This window comes from Arthrobacter sp. NPDC058192, assembly GCF_042883665.1.
Classification (GTDB): Bacteria; Actinomycetota; Actinomycetes; order Actinomycetales; family Micrococcaceae; genus Arthrobacter.
The window spans coordinates 68,725-84,161 of the sequence record NZ_JBHVVJ010000020.1 but is presented as its reverse complement, the minus strand read 5'-3'; the positions used below and the strand labels follow the sequence as shown (position 1 = coordinate 84,161).

Sequence of the window (15,437 nt, the reverse complement as noted above, 5' to 3'; positions counted from 1 at the left end):
TTGAGCAGGCGGCTGGCGGTAGCGGGCGGCCACTCGGGACGGCGCCGAGCGGCGGCACAGGATCACAATTGAAGGAGAACCCCCATGGTTTTTGGGCGCGGCAGGAAAGCCAAGCAGGAACAGCTGACGGAGCAGGGGGCTGCCCAGGAAGCTGGGGCCCTTGAAATGGGGGCCCAGGAAGCTGTTGTTGAAGGTGCCGGGTCGCCGGCCGGGGGAGGGGCTAAGACCGTCGGACGGGCCGTTACCGGTCCCTTTGACGTCTCGGAAATAGAGGACCAGGACGGCTACGTCGACCTCGGTGCGCTCCTGATCGCCCCCAGCGAGGGACTCCAGCTGCGCCTGGAAGTTGAAGAGGCCACCCAGCGGGTTGTGGCCGTGACGTTGGACCTGGAGGGGTCGAGCCTGCAGCTTCAGGCTTTTGCCGCCCCCCGTTCAGAGGGCCTGTGGGATGAAATCCGGGAGCAGATCGGCCAGTCGGTCGGCAGCCAGGGCGGCCAGATTGAGGAAATCGAGGGCAGTTTCGGTCCCGAACTCGTGGCCAAGCTTCCCGCAGGCGGAGCCGACGGCAGCCAGGGCTACCGGGTGGCCCGTTTCATCGGCGTCGACGGACCCCGCTGGTTCCTGCGCGGCGTCTTCGGCGGCGAGGCGGCACTGGACCGCGACGCCGCGGCAGGGCTGGAAGGGCTCTTCCGGAAGATCGTCGTGGTCCGCGGCGACAACCCGATGCCGCCCCGTGACTTGCTGCAGCTCCGCCTTCCCAAGGACACCGCCCCCGCCCCGCAGCCCGCCCCCGAATTCGAACAGCCCGAACGTGGACCGGAGATAACCCAGATTGGCTGATGCCCCCGGCAAGAAAGCCGCCGTTGCGGTCCGGGACCTGCCCGACCGTGGACGGGCTCTGTGCCACGGCTTCATCGAGTCCGTGACTTACGTGCCAGCCACCCAGGTGGCGTCCTTCATCGCCCTCGTGACCGATCACGAGGCGCCCGCGCCGGTGTCCCGCGGCCTGGTGTTCGGGGCCAAAGCCGGTCACGGCGCCGGAGCGGCCGGAAGCCTGCCCGCCAACACCCTGTCCGCCAACACTCTGCCCGCACCCCGCGTGAACCCTGGAGCGCAGCGCCAGCGGCCAACGGGCCCCAAGGAGCGGCTACGCGTCGTATGGCTGGGGCGCCGACGGATCCCCGGCGTTGACGCTGGTACGGAACTCCGGCTCGAAGGCATGGTCACCATGCGCGACGGGCTGCCCACAATGTTCAATCCCCGTTACGAAATACTCTCCCGCCAGGAGGAGCAATGACCTTGCCCGAACATCCCGAGGCAGGCCCCCAGGGGGAAGGCAAGAACGCCGGCCGACAGGAACCGGGGCAGCCCGCCGTCGCGCAGTTTGCCGAGGACTATGCTGCGAAAGCCGGCCTGCACCGCTCCAGCAATGGCAACATCGATGTGCTCAAGACTGCCGGCGGCATCCAGGGCATCGCCGAGAGCATCCTGCCCGGGCTCGTCTTCCTGATTGCCTTCACCATCGACAGGGAAAACTTGTCGGCAGCCGTCATCGCTTCACTGGCGGTGGCCGCCGTCTTCACGGTCGCCCGGCTGATCCAGCGCAAGCCGCTGACGCAGGCGCTGGCGGGCTTCATCGGCGTCGGGCTCTCCGCCTGGCTGGCCACATCGACGGGGAAGGCCGAAAACTTCTACGTGCTGGGGTTCTTCGCCAACATCGGCTACATCGTGGCGATGGTCGTCTCCGTGGCGGTGCGCTGGCCGATCGTGGGCTTGATCTTCGGCATGATCCGCAACGAGGGCTTCGAATGGCGCAAGGACCCGAAGCGGGTCAAGGCCTACGCGATCGGCACCTGGGTGATCGTTGCCGTGCTGGTCCTGCGGCTTGTGGTGCAGGTGCCGCTCTACTTCATGGGAGAGCAGGGCCTTGCGGCCCTCGCAACCACCAGGCTCCTGATGGGCACCCCGCTCTACATCCTTGGCGTCTGGATTGCTTGGCTGCTGACCCGGCCCGTCAAGCAACGTGCCGGGGCCGAACAGCCCAACTGACCCCGGCGGGCAGGGCCGGGTTAACCGTCGAAGCCGTCGTCTCCGGCCGGCGGCGCGCCGTGGCCGGCGTGGTCGGAGGTCACCGGGTGCTGGTCCTCGAGCTGGGACTCGGGGGAGAGCAGGGCGCGGAGCTCATCCTCGGCGGCGATCGTGGTCACAAAGAACAGTTCGTCGCCGCCGTCGATCACGTCGTCGCGGCTGGGCGTGATGGGCGCCTGATCCCGCAGGATCGCCACCAGGGTCGCGTCCTCCGGCCAGTGGATATCACCCACGGTCAGGCCGATCACATGGGAATCGTGCGGGACCGTGAACTCCACCAGCGCGGACACCCCGGTCTGCAGGGTCAGCAGACGCACGAGGTCGCCAATCTCCACTGCTTCCTCCACCAGGGCGGTCATGAGCTGCGGGGTGTTAACCGCGACGTCGACGCCCCAGGAGTCGTCGAACATCCAGTCGTTCTTCGGGTTGTTGACGCGGCCGACCGTCCGGCCGACGCCGAATTCCGTCTTGGCCAGCAGCGAGACCACCAGGTTGACCTTGTCGTCACCGGTGGCGGAGACCACTACGTCGGCGTCCTCGAGTTTGGCGTCCTGCAGCGTGCTCAGCTCACAGGCATCACCGACCAGCCAGTGGGCGCCGCGAAGACCGCTGCGGCCGATGACCTCCGGCTTTTCGTCGATCAGCAGGATTTCGTGCTTGTGGGCCAGCAGCTCACGGGCGATCGAGGAACCGACGCTTCCGGCACCGACGATGACGACTTTCACTTAGGACTCCTTGGCGGGGGACTTGGCGAGAACATGGCCGATCTCGGAACTCCGGTCCACGTTCAGCATGGCGTGGACGGTGTCGCCGTCCTGGTAGGACGTTCCGGCGGTGGGCAGAACGCCCTCCCCGAAGCGGGTCAGGTACGCGACACGGATGCCGGCCGCCTTCTCGATCGACGTGATCGGATGCCCGATCCAGCCCGGGTTAAGGTCTATTTCTGCAAGGACCAGCCGGCCTGAGGGCTCCCGGAAATCGCCGGCGATGTGCTGTTCGGGCAAGATGCGGCGCAGCACCTGGTCAGCGCTCCAACGCACCGCAGCGACCGTGGGGATGCCGAGGCGCTGGTAGATTTCCGCGCGGCCCGGGTCGTAGATCCTGGCCACGACGTGGGGCACATGGAAGGTCTCCCGTGCCACCCGGGTGGCGAGAATGTTTGAGTTGTCGCCGCTGGAAACCGCCGCGAAGGCGTAAGCTTCCTCGACGCCGGCCCGCTTCAACGTCTCGCGGTCGAAGCCCACTCCTGTGACCTTTCGCCCGGAGAAGCCTGCCCGGAGCCGCCGGAAGGCGCGGTCGTCCTGGTCGATGATGGCCACGGAATGGCCGGCGTCCTCAAGCGTATGTGCCAGGGTTGAGCCGACACGGCCACAACCCATGATCACGAAGTGCGCCACATGGGCCTCCTCTTGGTTCTGCATCTGATTTGTTCTACGGCTGGTACCTGCGTAAAACTCTACCGGCCACGGCGCGCGCAAAGGCCATGGCCACACGCCCCCGGCCGGCGTCGTTGCGCGCGCCTTCTTCGCCGTCATGACATCGCGTCTGAATCAGACTAGCTTTGTGTAGTGCTGACAATTTTCAACGCCGTGAAGCGGGTGCTGGTAGGCAAGCCCTTCCGGAACGACCGTCTGGCCCACACGCTCTTGCCGAAGCGCATCGCGCTGCCCATTTTCGCCTCGGACGCCCTGTCCTCCGTGGCGTATGCGCCGGACGAAATCCTTCTCACCCTGGCCCTGGCCGGCGTTAGTGCGGTGGCAATCGCCCCGTGGGTGGGACTTGCCGTCATGGTGGTGCTCCTGACCGTTGTGGCCTCCTACCGCCAGAACGTCCACGCCTACCCCTCCGGCGGCGGCGACTACGAGATCGCCAACGTCAACCTGGGCAAGTTCGCGGGCCTCACCGTAGCCTCAGCGCTGCTGGTGGACTACGTGCTGACCGTGGCCGTATCGATGTCCTCCGCGGCGACCTACCTCACCACCGCAGTGCCCTCGCTGCACGGACATCAGGCCATGATTGCCACCATCGGCGTCGTGATCCTGGCCCTTGTGAACCTGCGCGGCATCCGGGAAGCCGGCAGCGTCTTCGCCGTCCCCACGTACATCTTCATGGCCTCGATCCTGGGCATGACCGCCGTAGGCATCTTCCAGGCCGTGACCGGCCAGCTGGGTCAGGCGCCCTCGGCGGCCTTCACCATCGTGCCGCAGTCCGAGTTCGATCAGGGGCTCGTCGGGCTGGCCGGCGGATTCCTGCTGCTGCGCGCCTTCTCTTCTGGCGCCGCGGCCCTGACCGGCGTCGAGGCCATCAGCAACGGTGTGCCCAACTTCCAGAAGCCCAAGAGCAAGAACGCGGCCACCACGCTGCTGCTGCTTGGCGTGATCGCCTCCGCCATGCTCGCCGGTATCATCTACCTGGCCAACGCCACCAAGGTGCACATCGTCCAGGATCCGGCCACGGAATTCCTCCTGAACGGCAAACCCCTGGCGGAGGGCTACATCCAAAACCCGGCGATCAGCCAGATCGCGCAGACCGTCTTTGGCGGGGGGTCCATCCCGTTCTATATCGTGGTGGCCGCCACCGGCGTCATCCTCGTGTTCGCCTCCAACACGGCGTTCAACGGCTTCCCGGTGCTTGGCTCGATCCTGGCCCAGGACGGCTACCTGCCGCGGCAGCTGCGCACGCGTGGTGACCGGCTGGCCTTCAGTAACGGCGTCCTGGCCCTTGCCGCAGGCGCCCTGGTCCTGATCCTCGCCTTCGACGCCGACGTCACGAAACTGATCCAGCTCTACATCGTGGGCGTTTTCATTTCCTTTACCATGAGCCAGCTGGGCATGATCCGGCACTGGGGCCGGGAAATGAAGCTGTCCAAGGACCCCGCCGCGCGGCTGCGCATGATGAAGTCCCGGACCATCAACACACTGGGCTTCGGCATGACCGGCCTGGTGCTGGTGATCGTCCTCATCACCAAGTTCTCGCAGGGCGCCTGGATCGCGCTGCTGGCCATGTTCGTGCTGTTCCTGATCATGTGGAGCATCCGGGCGCACTATGACAACGTCGCCACCGAGCTCGCCGTAGACGAGGACTCCTCGCCGCGTGCCCTGCCCACCCGCGTGCACGCCGTGCTGCTTGTCTCCCACGTGCGCAAGCCTGTGCTGCGTGCCCTCGCCTACGCCCGGGCCTCCCGCCCGTCGCGGCTGGACGCCATCACCGTGGACATCAGCCCGGAGGAGACCGAAGCCACGGTTGCGGACTGGGAGAAGCTGGAAATCCCGGTGCCCCTGACGGTCCTCGCCAGCCCGTTCCGCGAAACCGTGTCCCCGATCATGGACTACATCAAGAACATGCGCCGCGATTCGCCGCGCGACCTGATCGTGGTCTACATCCCGGAGTACGTCGTGGGCAAGTGGTGGGAGCAGCTGGTTCACAACCAGACAGCGCTGCGCATCAAGACCCGGCTGCACTTCGAGTCCGGTGTCATGGTGGCCAGTGTGCCGTGGCAGCTCAAGTCGTCCGAAGAAGCCAAGAAACTGCAGGATATCCAATGACCGACACCCGGACACACGCCCACACCGACACCCGTACTGAGCTGACGCTCGATGTCGGACCCGTCGCCCACGGCGGGCACTGCGTAGCCCGGCACGAGGGGCGCGTCGTGTTCGTTCGGCACGGCATTCCCGGCGAAAAGGTGCGGGTCCGGCTCACCGACGACGGCCCGACCGCCAAATTCTGGCGCGCCGACGTGGTGGAAGTCCTGGAACCCTCGCCGGATCGTGTCCCGCACTTCTGGGACGTTGCCGATTCCGCGCGCTCCTGGTCGCACCGGCATCCGCCGGTCGGCGGTGCCGAACTCGGCCACATCTCGCTGGAGCGCCAGCGCCGCCTTAAGGCCGACGTCCTGGCCGAGCAACTCAAGCGACTGGCCGGCGTCGAACTTTCGCCCGAAGAGCAGACCACAGTGGAAGCCGTGGGGGAGCCGGCTGGGTCCGGCCCCGTGCCTGGCCTCGGCTGGCGGACGCGCGCAGGGTTCGCCGTGACGCCCGCCGGCAAGCTCGGCATGCACGCCCACCGCTCCGATTCGATCCTCCCCGTGCGGGAGATGCCCCTGGCGACGGACGGCATTAATGCGCTTCGACTTTGGGAGATCGACCTGCAGGGCGTCGACCGGGTGGAGGTCGCCGCCCCGGCGAACGGAAGCCGGCCGCTGGTACTGCTGGTGCCCGCCCCGGGAACCCGGTCCAAGCGGCTCAACAGCATCCTGGCCCAGCTGCCCGACGACGTGTCGGCGGCCAGCCTGGACCCGGTCACCGGCGAGGTTTTGCAGCTCCGCGGCCGCACCTATGTCCAGGAGTCCGCGGCCGGCCACGAGTACCGGGTTACCGGCGACGGATTCTGGCAGATCCACCGGGACGCACCCGAGACTCTCGTCGGGGCTGTCACCGGCTTCCTGCACGACGGCGGCTACCTCGCCCCGGGTTCCGTGGTGGCCGATCTCTACGCCGGTGCCGGCCTGTTCACCGCACCGCTGGCCGACGCGGTGGGCGTCACGGGATCCGTGCTGTCGGTCGAGGGTTCGCCGGGTACCAGCCGCGATGCGCGAAAGAACCTGCATGACGCCGCCCAGGTGGAGATCGTCCAGGGCCGTGTGGAGCGGGTGCTGCGGCAGAAACCGCGCAACTTCGACGCCCTCATCCTGGACCCGCCGCGTGCCGGAGCCGGTAAGGCTGTGGTCAAGCAGCTGATCGACGCCGGTCCCCGGGCCATCGCCTACGTGTCGTGCGATCCGGCCTCATTCGCCCGTGACCTCGGATACTTCCGGCAGGGCAGCTGGGGCATGGAGGGTCTGCGCGCCTTCGATCTTTACCCGCACACCCATCACATGGAGACTGTGGCGTTACTGACTCCCCAAGCGTGATGCCACTAGGATGGGCGTAGTAGTCCGTCGTCGCGCTCCAATTAACGGCTGTTCCCTGTGCTGCATACAAGCAATGCTGTACCGCTTTGTACTGCTGCTTGCGTAGTTAGGCAGACCTAACTAGCAAGGGTTCAGTGGCGCGACAAAGATGAAACTGTTGCGAGAGGAGTCCTGCGATGAGCATTGTGGACAGCTTCGGTTCAAAAGGCAAACTTAATGTAGCCGGAACCGAATACGAAATTTTCCGGTTGAACTCCGTCGAAGGTGCAGAAAACCTTCCGTTCAGCCTCAAGGTATTGCTTGAAAACCTGTTGAGGACCGAGGACGGTGCCAACATCACGGCCGACCACGTCCGTGCCCTGGCAGGCTGGGACCCCAGCGCCCAGCCCGACACTGAAATCCAGTTCACGCCGGCGCGCGTGATCATGCAGGACTTCACCGGCGTGCCCTGCGTCGTTGACCTCGCCACCATGCGCGAGGCTGTCAAAGAACTCGGCGGCGACCCCAAGCGGGTCAACCCGCTGGCTCCGGCTGAAATGGTCATTGACCACTCGGTCCAGATTGACGCCTTCGGCAACTCCGGCGCACTGGAGCGCAACATGGAGATTGAATACCAGCGCAACGGCGAGCGTTACCAGTTCCTGCGCTGGGGCCAGACCGCCTTCGACGACTTCAAGGTGGTCCCGCCGGGCACCGGCATCGTGCACCAGGTCAACATCGAGTACCTGGCCCGCACTGTCATGACCCGCTCGGTGGACACCGAGTCAGGCACAGTTCTCCGTGCCTACCCTGACACCTGCGTCGGCACCGATTCGCACACCACCATGGTCAACGGCCTGGGCGTGCTGGGCTGGGGCGTCGGCGGCATCGAAGCCGAGGCAGCCATGCTTGGCCAGCCCGTCTCCATGCTGATCCCGCGCGTTGTGGGCTTCAAGCTGACCGGATCCATCCCGGCCGGCGCCACCGCCACCGACGTCGTGCTGACCATCACCGAACAGCTGCGCAAGCACGGCGTGGTGGGCAAGTTCGTCGAGTTCTACGGCGAAGGTGTCGCGGCCGTGCCGCTGGCCAACCGCGCCACCATCGGCAACATGAGCCCCGAGTTCGGCTCCACCGCTGCGATGTTCCCGATCGACGACGTCACCATCGAGTACCTGCGCCTGACCGGCCGGTCCGAGGAAAACGTCGCGCTCGTGGAGGCATACGCCAAGGAACAGGGCCTCTGGCACGATCCGTCCCACGAGATCAAGTTCTCCGAGTACCTCGAACTGGACCTGTCCACGGTGGTTCCCTCGATCTCTGGCCCGAAGCGTCCGCAGGACCGCATCGTGCTGTCCGAGGCCAAGGACGAGTTCCGCCACGACCTGCTCAACTACGTCAAGCACGACGCCGACGCGGGCACCCTGGACGAGTCGCTGGAGGAGACCTTCCCGGCCTCGGACCCGCCCTCGTTCACCCAGTCCGACACGCACGTGACGGACACGGACCGCGAGCCGCCGGTCTATTCGGCAGCGCACGGTGCCGCCGGCCGCATCTCCAACGCCGTCAAGGTGAGCACGGAAGACGGCCGCGAGTTCGAACTGGACCACGGTGCCGTGGCCATCGCCTCGATCACGTCCTGCACCAACACGTCCAACCCCTCGGTGATGCTGGCCGCCGCGCTGCTGGCCCGCAACGCCGTCGACAAGGGCCTGACGTCCAAGCCGTGGGTCAAGACCTCCGTCGCCCCGGGCTCCAAGGTCGTCACCGACTACTACGAGAAGTCGGGCCTGACGCCGTACCTGGAGAAGCTTGGCTTCTACATCGTCGGCTACGGCTGCGCCACCTGCATCGGCAACTCCGGCCCGCTGGATGCTGAAATCTCCGAGGCCATCCAGGCCAACGACCTTTCAGTCACCGCCGTACTTTCCGGCAACCGCAACTTCGAAGGCCGGATCAACCCGGACGTGAAGATGAACTACCTGGCCTCCCCGCCGCTGGTCATCGCCTACGCCCTGGCCGGAAGCATGGACTTCGACTTCGAAACGGACGCGCTGGGCAAGGACGAGGCCGGCAACGACGTCTTCCTCAAGGACATCTGGCCGAACCCGGCCGAGGTCCAGCAGGTCATCGACTCCTCGATCGACAAGGAAATGTTCGCGCGCGGCTACGAAGGCGTCTTCGAGGGCGACGAGCGCTGGAAGGCACTCGACACCCCTGCCGGCGACACCTTCGCCTGGGACGAGAAGTCCACGTATGTGCGGAAGCCCCCGTACTTCGAGGGCATGAAGGCCCAGCCGGAGCCGGTCCAGGACATCACCGGCGCGCGCGTGCTGCTCAAGCTCGGCGATTCCGTCACCACGGACCACATCTCCCCGGCCGGCTCGTTCAAGTCGGACACCCCGGCCGGACAGTACCTGCTGGCCAACGGTGTGGAGCGCAAGGACTTCAACTCCTACGGCTCACGCCGTGGTAACCACGAAGTCATGATCCGCGGCACGTTCGCGAACATCCGGATCAAGAACCAGCTTCTGGACGGCGTGGAGGGCGGTTTCACTCGCGACTTCACCCAGGCCGACGGCCCGCAGGCCTACGTCTACGACGCCGCGCAGAACTACCAGGCCGCGGGCACCCCGCTCGTCGTCCTGGCCGGCAAGGAGTACGGCTCCGGCTCGTCCCGTGACTGGGCCGCCAAGGGCACGGCGCTCCTCGGCGTCAAGGCTGTCGTTGCCGAGAGCTACGAGCGTATCCACCGCTCCAACCTGATCGGCATGGGCGTCCTGCCGCTGCAGTACCCGGCCGGCCAGAACGCCGCCAGCCTGGGACTGACCGGCACGGAAACCTTCGCCGTCGAGGGAGTCACCGCCCTGAACGAAGGCACCACGCCGAAGACCCTCAAGGTCACGGCAACGGCTGAAGACGGTACCGTCACGTCCTTCGATGCGGTCCTGCGCATCGATACCCCGGGCGAGGCAGACTACTACCGCAACGGCGGCATCCTGCAGTACGTGCTGCGCCAGATCTCCGCTAACTAGCGGAGGACGCCTCCCGGGGGACCCCCTCCGAACGGGAGGAACTGCACGCAGGAAGGCCCCGGCCGGTCACTACACTGACCGGCCGGGGCCTTCGCGTTCCCCCGGCGCAGGGACCGGCGTGGCGTCCTGCCGGGAGGCGTTAGAGTTAAAAGGCATGTCTACCACCCGAAGGAGGGGCCGTTGGGAATCTTGGACACCATCCGGAATCCGCAGGACCTGAGCAAGTTGTCCGGGCCGCAGCTGGAACAGCTGGCAGCCGAGATCAGGGACTTCCTGATCGGCAACGTCTCCCAGACGGGAGGGCACCTGGGCCCGAACCTTGGCGTCGTCGAGCTCACCCTGGCGGTGCACCGGATCTTCGATTCCCCCCGCGACAGCATCGTCTTCGACACCGGACACCAGTCCTACGTTCACAAACTCCTCACCGGACGCCAGGATTTCAGCACGCTGCGCCAGCAAGGGGGCCTGTCAGGCTACCCGGACCGCGGCGAATCCGAGCACGACATCGTTGAAAGCTCGCACGCGTCCTCGTCGCTTTCCTGGGCCGACGGCATTTCCCGGGCCAGGCAGCTGACCGGCGGCGGTGACCGCTTCGTCGTCGCGGTGGTAGGCGACGGCGCGCTGACCGGCGGCATGGCCTGGGAGGCCATCAACAACATCGCCGCGGACAAGAAGCGCCGCGTCGTCATCGTCGTCAACGACAACGGCCGCTCCTATGCCCCCACCGTCGGCGGGTTCGCCGACTACCTCGCGTCCCTGCGCCCCACCATCGATTCGCTCCGCGCTGCCCCTTCTTATGAAGGCACCCTGGAGTGGTGGAAGCGCAAACTGCAGAACGGCGGCCCCGCCGGCCAGTTCACCTACAAGAGCCTGCACGCCATGAAGAAGGGTCTCAAGGACTGGTGGGCGCCGCAGGGGATGTTCGAGGACCTCGGCATGAAGTACATCGGTCCTGTGGACGGGCACAACCTCCAGGCCATGGAAAACGCCCTCTCCACGGCAAAGAACTACGCCGGCCCCGTGATCGTGCACGCCATGACGGAAAAGGGCCACGGCTACGCGCCCGCCCGCGCCCACGAAGCGGACCAGTTCCATGCGGTCGGGATCATCGACCCGGAGACCGGCGCGCCCACCGAGGCCGGCGGCGCCAAATCCTGGACCGCCGTCTTTGCCGATGAAATCGCCGATATCGCCGACGAACGCAAGGACATCGTCGGTATCACCGGGGCCATGCTGATCCCCGTCGGGCTGCACAAGTTCGCTGCCCGGCACCCGGAACGCGTGTTCGACGTCGGCATCGCGGAGCAACACGCCCTCACCTCAGCTGCGGGCATGGCCTTCGGGGGACTGCACCCTGTGGTCGCCGTCTACGCCACGTTCCTGAACCGGGCCTTCGACCAGTTGCTCATGGATGTGGCCCTGCATAAAGCCGGCGTCACGATCGTCCTGGACCGGGCCGGCGTCACCGGGCCCGACGGCGCCAGCCACCACGGCATGTGGGACATGGCGATGGTCCAGATCGTGCCCGGGCTGCATCTTGCGGCGCCCCGCGACGCCACCCGGTTGCGGGAGGAACTGCGCGAGGCCGTGGCGATCGAAGACGCCCCCAGCGTGATCCGCTATTCCAAGGGCAGCGTCGGGGCGGAAGTTGAGGCGGTCGAACGCTTGGCGGACGGCGTGGACGTGCTGGCCCGCCGCCCCGCAGGCTCCACGGAGAACGACGTCCTGATTGTGAGCGTGGGCGCCATGTCCGAACTCGCACTGGACGTCTCGAACCGGCTCGGGGCGCAAGGGATCAGCTCCACGGTGGTGGATCCCCGCTGGGTTCTCCCGGTCCGCAAATCCATCGTCGACCTCGCGGCGTGCCACCGCCTGGTCATCTGCATCGAGGACGGCGTGCGGGCCGGCGGCGTCGGTTCACGGATCCGCCAGGAGGCCCGCGCGGCCGGTGTGGACACGGCCCTCAACGAGGTCGGCCTCCCGGTCGAGTTCCTCGATCACGGCACCCGCAGCCAGGTGCTTGAACGCGTCGGGCTGACCGCCCAGCAGATCACGCACGACGTCGTCGCCCAGGTTCTGGGGACCAAGGTCCCGTTTGCGCGCCCCCTGCCCGGCCATGAACACCCGAGCACCGGCAGCCTGCCGATTCTGTGAGGACCCCCAATGGTCTGGCACCGGGCGACCTCGTGGTCTCCCGGAACCGCAAATCGGACCAGCTTTACCAGGCCGTCAAGGCACAACAGCCACCGTTCGACGGCACCGACCGCGAATGGTTCACGAGAGGACGGGCATGAGCGGAATTATCCGGGTTTACAAACGCAACGACGACGGGGTCCTCGAGTTCAGGGAAGCATGGTTTGACGAGGACTACAGCCAGTTCGTGATGAACCACGGCGTCGTCGGGCACCAGAGCAAAACGGACGAGACCGACGTCGAGGATGCCGAGGCCGCCGAGCGCCTTCTGGACGCCTTCGCCGCGCAGTGCGCCGAGGACGGCTACGCCGAAATCCCCGAGGAGGAGCAGTTCTGGGTGGTGGCCCAGTACGCGCTGAAAACCAAGGACGGGACCAGCCGCGACCGGTACCTCGAGGAAAAAGCCAAGGACGCCCTGATCAGCCATCTGGCCTGGCGGGGCCTGGGGATAGTGGACCGCAGCGAGTTTTCCGACGCCAGGCTCAATATCTTCTGCCTCACCCCGGACGTCAACAAGACCGTCAACGCCATCAAGATCTGCATCCGGGGCGAGGACCTGGACTTCACCAAGCTGAGCATCGGCGCCGCGCCGTTTGGCGAGGAGACTTTCAAGCTTAAGCACTCACCGAAACCGGCCAACAGCTTTACGCTGTAGGCATCCTGCTGGAGGCAACCCGCCGAAGGCAAAATACAGGGCCCGGCACGGCTCGCATCAGTTTGGGGGCAACCAACTGAAAGGCAACGCAATGACGCGGAAAACCTCCCAACCAGGCAGCACTCCACTCCCGCTGGGTCTCGCGGCGCCGGCGCGCAAGTCGCTCGCGCACGCGGGGGTGGAAACCCTCGAACACCTTGTGCAGCTTGGCCGGCGCAGGCTGGCGGGTATGCCCGGCGTCTGCCCGCGCACCCTCGCCCAACTCCAGGACGCGATGGACGAGCACGGCCTGAAACTGCCCGCCGGATAGCGGGCCGCCCGCGGTGGACCGGAGGCCCGGCGGGCCGTTATAGGGTAAATCCATGACTGAATACCGCCGCGTGGGAAATTCCGGACTATCCGTCTCGGTCGTGGGACTTGGCTGCAACAACCTGGGCCGGTCCGGGACGGTGACTGAATCGCAGGAGGGCACCGACGCCGTCGTGCATGCCGCGCTCGACGCCGGAATCACCTTCTTTGACGTCGCGGACACTTACGGCCGGGAGCCCGGACTCAGCGAGTCGATGCTCGGCCAGGCCCTGGGCGGCCGCCGGAACGACGCCGTCATCGGCACCAAATTCGGCATGGACATGCGCGGCGCCAACGGCGAGGACTTCGGCGCCCGCGGATCCCGCCGCTACATCATCAAAGCGGCGGAAGCTTCACTGCGCCGGCTCGGCACGGACTGGATCGACCTCTACCAGTTCCACACCCCGGACCCCTTGACGCCCATCGATGAAACCCTCTCCGCCCTCGAGGACCTCGTGAGCAGCGGCAAGGTCCGTTACATCGGCCACTCCAACCGTGCCGGCTGGCAGATCGCCGAGGCCGAGTATGTGGCACGTGCCCGCGGGGGAGCACGCTTCATCTCCAGCCAGAACCACTACAACCTGCTGGACCGCCGCGCGGAACTCGAGGTGACCCCCGCCGCCGAGGCCTACGGCATCGGCGTCCTGCCGTACTTCCCCCTCGCCAACGGGCTGCTCACCGGGAAGTACTCGGCCGGCAAGGCTCCCGAGGGGTCCCGGCTCAGCCACACCCGCACCAACCTGGTCCACGACGCCGACTGGGAACAGCTCGGTGCCTTCAGTGAATTCGCTGCCGCGCGGGGTCTCAACGAAGTTCAGGTGGCGTTCTCCTGGCTCGCCGCCCAGCCCTCCGTCAGCAGCGTCATCGCCGGTGCCACCACGCCGGAGCAGGTGCGCCAGAACGCCGCCGCGGTGGCTTGGAAGCCCAACCACGCCGAACTTGCCGAGCTGGACGACCTCTTCCCGCGCACGCCGAAGGTGGCGCTGTTCTGAGCGGTCCCGATCTGGGCGGCCCTGACGCAACCGTTCCAGTTCCGGGGGGTACCGCGTGAGGAACCCGCCGGCGGCCCCCGCCGCCACGCAGACAATCCTCATGGACGTCGACACCGGAATCGACGACGCCCTGGCCCTGGTCTACCTGCTGTCCCGGCCCGAGGTCCGCCTCCAGGCCATCACCTGCACCGCCGGGAACGTCGGGGCCCGGCAGGTGGCGCTGAACAACCTGGCCCTGCTGGAGTTGTGCGGCCGGGAAGGCATCGAGGTGGCCATCGGCGCCGAAGTTCCGCTGGAGATCCCGCTGGTCACCACCGAGGAAACCCACGGCCCGCAGGGGATCGGCTACGCCGAGCTGCCGGCTCCCGCACAGCAGATCTCGGCGCGGCACGCCGTCGACGTCTGGGTGGACGAGGTGCGGGCGCATCCGGGGCAGATCACCGGCCTGATCACCGGACCGCTGACCAACTTTGCCCTTGCCCTGCGCCGCGAACCGGAACTCCCGCAGCTGCTTAAGGGACTCGTCATCATGGGCGGGTGCTTCTATTACCAGGGCAACACGACACCCACGGCCGAATGGAACACCTCGGTGGATCCGCACGCCGCCAAGGAGGTGTTCGCCGCCTACCGAGGGCTGCCGGAGGACAAGCTGCCGATCGTTTGTGCGCTGGAAACCACCGAGCGGATCGAGATGCGCCCGGAGCACCTTCGCCGCCTCGGTGAAGCCGCCGGCGCCCCGGAGCCCGAACTCGTCCTTTCGGAGCAGCCCGAGGGCCTGCGCAGCACCTCCGGCAACCCCTTGGTCGCCTGCCTGTCCGACGCCTTGCGGTTCTACATGGAATTCCACCGGCTTTACGACCAGGGCTACGTGGCCCACGTGCACGACGCCTTCGCGGCCTGCGCCGCCGTGGGACGGACACCGTTCACCACCCGGCTGGCCACGGTCGACGTCGAAACGGACTCGCCGGTGCTGATCGGCACCACGGTGGCCGACTACCGCGGTTTGTGGGGCTTGCCGCCCAACGCCAGGATCGTCGCCGACAACAACCCCGGGCGCTGCTTTGACGAGCTGATCTCCTCGATCGGTGTCCTCGCACGGGCCGTGGGCAGCGCGCCTCCGGGCGCCTAGGCTACCGGCTCCTGGGCCGCCGGGAGCTGTGGACGTTTCCGGCACGGTCCCGGATCGCTAGATTGGTTGCTGCTCGCTAGGATGGTAGCTGCGCCGAGGTGACATG

Annotated in this window: 14 protein-coding genes; 12 read left to right on the top strand and 2 right to left on the bottom strand. The window is 66.7% G+C overall.

Going from position 1 to position 15,437, the window contains the following annotated elements:
• Positions 1-84 precede the first annotated feature (84 nt).
• From ACFVVK_RS18460 to ACFVVK_RS18450, 3 genes are read left to right on the top strand one after another with little or no spacing between them, the layout of a single operon-like run.
• On the top strand, positions 85-840 hold the full coding sequence (locus ACFVVK_RS18460) for a DUF3710 domain-containing protein (protein WP_390270248.1): 756 nt from the start codon (positions 85-87) through the stop codon (positions 838-840).
• The gene (locus ACFVVK_RS18455; RefSeq protein ID WP_390270245.1) at positions 833-1,297 is read left to right on the top strand and encodes a hypothetical protein; all 465 of its coding nucleotides are present in this window, start codon (positions 833-835) and stop codon (positions 1,295-1,297) included. The genes ACFVVK_RS18460 and ACFVVK_RS18455 overlap by 8 nt, the downstream gene beginning before the upstream one ends.
• On the top strand, positions 1,294-2,049 hold the full coding sequence (locus ACFVVK_RS18450; RefSeq protein ID WP_390270242.1) for a DUF3159 domain-containing protein: 756 nt from the start codon (positions 1,294-1,296) through the stop codon (positions 2,047-2,049). Before ACFVVK_RS18455 ends, ACFVVK_RS18450 begins: the two co-directional genes overlap by 4 nt.
• A 20-nt stretch (positions 2,050-2,069) precedes the next feature.
• Here ACFVVK_RS18450 and ACFVVK_RS18445 read toward each other — a convergent pair whose 3' ends face one another.
• Together ACFVVK_RS18445 and ACFVVK_RS18440 are read right to left on the bottom strand one after the other, a co-directional pair.
• Positions 2,070-2,813: a potassium channel family protein gene (locus ACFVVK_RS18445; RefSeq protein WP_390270239.1), complete on the bottom strand. Its 744-nt coding sequence runs from the start codon at positions 2,811-2,813 to the stop codon at positions 2,070-2,072.
• Positions 2,814-3,485, bottom strand: a complete 672-nt coding sequence (locus ACFVVK_RS18440) for a potassium channel family protein (protein WP_390270289.1) — start codon at positions 3,483-3,485, stop codon at positions 2,814-2,816.
• Between the two features lie 171 nt (positions 3,486-3,656).
• On the opposite strand from ACFVVK_RS18440, the gene ACFVVK_RS18435 reads away from it, so the two are divergent.
• The 9 genes from ACFVVK_RS18435 (at position 3,657) to ACFVVK_RS18395 (ending at position 15,331) form a co-directional block, all read left to right on the top strand.
• Positions 3,657-5,633 carry an APC family permease gene (locus tag ACFVVK_RS18435; RefSeq protein ID WP_390270236.1) on the top strand — a complete coding sequence of 659 codons (1,977 nt, stop codon included), beginning with the start codon at positions 3,657-3,659 and terminating at the stop codon, positions 5,631-5,633.
• Entirely contained in the window at positions 5,630-7,000 is a 1,371-nt protein-coding gene (locus tag ACFVVK_RS18430; protein ID WP_390270233.1) for a class I SAM-dependent RNA methyltransferase, read from the top strand. The genes ACFVVK_RS18435 and ACFVVK_RS18430 overlap by 4 nt, the downstream gene beginning before the upstream one ends.
• A 176-nt stretch (positions 7,001-7,176) precedes the next feature.
• Positions 7,177-10,014: an aconitate hydratase gene (locus ACFVVK_RS18425; RefSeq protein ID WP_390270230.1), complete on the top strand. Its 2,838-nt coding sequence runs from the start codon at positions 7,177-7,179 to the stop codon at positions 10,012-10,014.
• Positions 10,015-10,194: 180 nt separating this feature from the next.
• Positions 10,195-12,168: a 1-deoxy-D-xylulose-5-phosphate synthase gene (gene dxs / locus ACFVVK_RS18420; protein WP_390270227.1), complete on the top strand. Its 1,974-nt coding sequence runs from the start codon at positions 10,195-10,197 to the stop codon at positions 12,166-12,168.
• Positions 12,165-12,308 carry a hypothetical protein gene (locus tag ACFVVK_RS18415; protein ID WP_390270224.1) on the top strand — a complete coding sequence of 48 codons (144 nt, stop codon included), beginning with the start codon at positions 12,165-12,167 and terminating at the stop codon, positions 12,306-12,308. Before dxs ends, ACFVVK_RS18415 begins: the two co-directional genes overlap by 4 nt.
• Positions 12,305-12,862 (top strand): hypothetical protein, encoded by a 558-nt coding sequence (locus tag ACFVVK_RS18410; protein WP_390270221.1) that lies wholly within the window; start codon positions 12,305-12,307, stop codon positions 12,860-12,862. The genes ACFVVK_RS18415 and ACFVVK_RS18410 overlap by 4 nt, the downstream gene beginning before the upstream one ends.
• A 91-nt stretch (positions 12,863-12,953) precedes the next feature.
• On the top strand, positions 12,954-13,172 hold the full coding sequence (locus tag ACFVVK_RS18405) for a hypothetical protein (RefSeq protein ID WP_390270218.1): 219 nt from the start codon (positions 12,954-12,956) through the stop codon (positions 13,170-13,172).
• 52 nt (positions 13,173-13,224) lie between these two features.
• The gene (locus ACFVVK_RS18400; RefSeq protein ID WP_390270215.1) at positions 13,225-14,202 is read left to right on the top strand and encodes an aldo/keto reductase; all 978 of its coding nucleotides are present in this window, start codon (positions 13,225-13,227) and stop codon (positions 14,200-14,202) included.
• A 100-nt stretch (positions 14,203-14,302) separates the two neighbouring features.
• A complete protein-coding gene (locus tag ACFVVK_RS18395) occupies positions 14,303-15,331 on the top strand; it encodes a nucleoside hydrolase (protein WP_390270286.1) in 1,029 nt (342 codons plus the stop codon).
• Positions 15,332-15,437: the final 106 nt, after the last annotated feature.

Excerpts from the sequence above, each read along its gene's own strand:
- ACFVVK_RS18400 (WP_390270215.1), top strand. The coding sequence starts at position 13,225 with ATGACTGAATACCGCCGCGTGGGAAATTCCGGACTATCCGTCTCGGTC.
- ACFVVK_RS18425 (WP_390270230.1), top strand. The coding sequence starts at position 7,177 with ATGAGCATTGTGGACAGCTTCGGTTCAAAAGGCAAACTTAATGTAGCC.
- ACFVVK_RS18430 (WP_390270233.1), top strand. The coding sequence starts at position 5,630 with ATGACCGACACCCGGACACACGCCCACACCGACACCCGTACTGAGCTG.
- ACFVVK_RS18460 (WP_390270248.1), top strand. The coding sequence starts at position 85 with ATGGTTTTTGGGCGCGGCAGGAAAGCCAAGCAGGAACAGCTGACGGAG.
- ACFVVK_RS18405 (WP_390270218.1), top strand. The coding sequence starts at position 12,954 with ATGACGCGGAAAACCTCCCAACCAGGCAGCACTCCACTCCCGCTGGGT.
- ACFVVK_RS18450 (WP_390270242.1), top strand. The coding sequence starts at position 1,294 with ATGACCTTGCCCGAACATCCCGAGGCAGGCCCCCAGGGGGAAGGCAAG.
- ACFVVK_RS18395 (WP_390270286.1), top strand. The coding sequence starts at position 14,303 with ATGGACGTCGACACCGGAATCGACGACGCCCTGGCCCTGGTCTACCTG.
- ACFVVK_RS18410 (WP_390270221.1), top strand. The coding sequence starts at position 12,305 with ATGAGCGGAATTATCCGGGTTTACAAACGCAACGACGACGGGGTCCTC.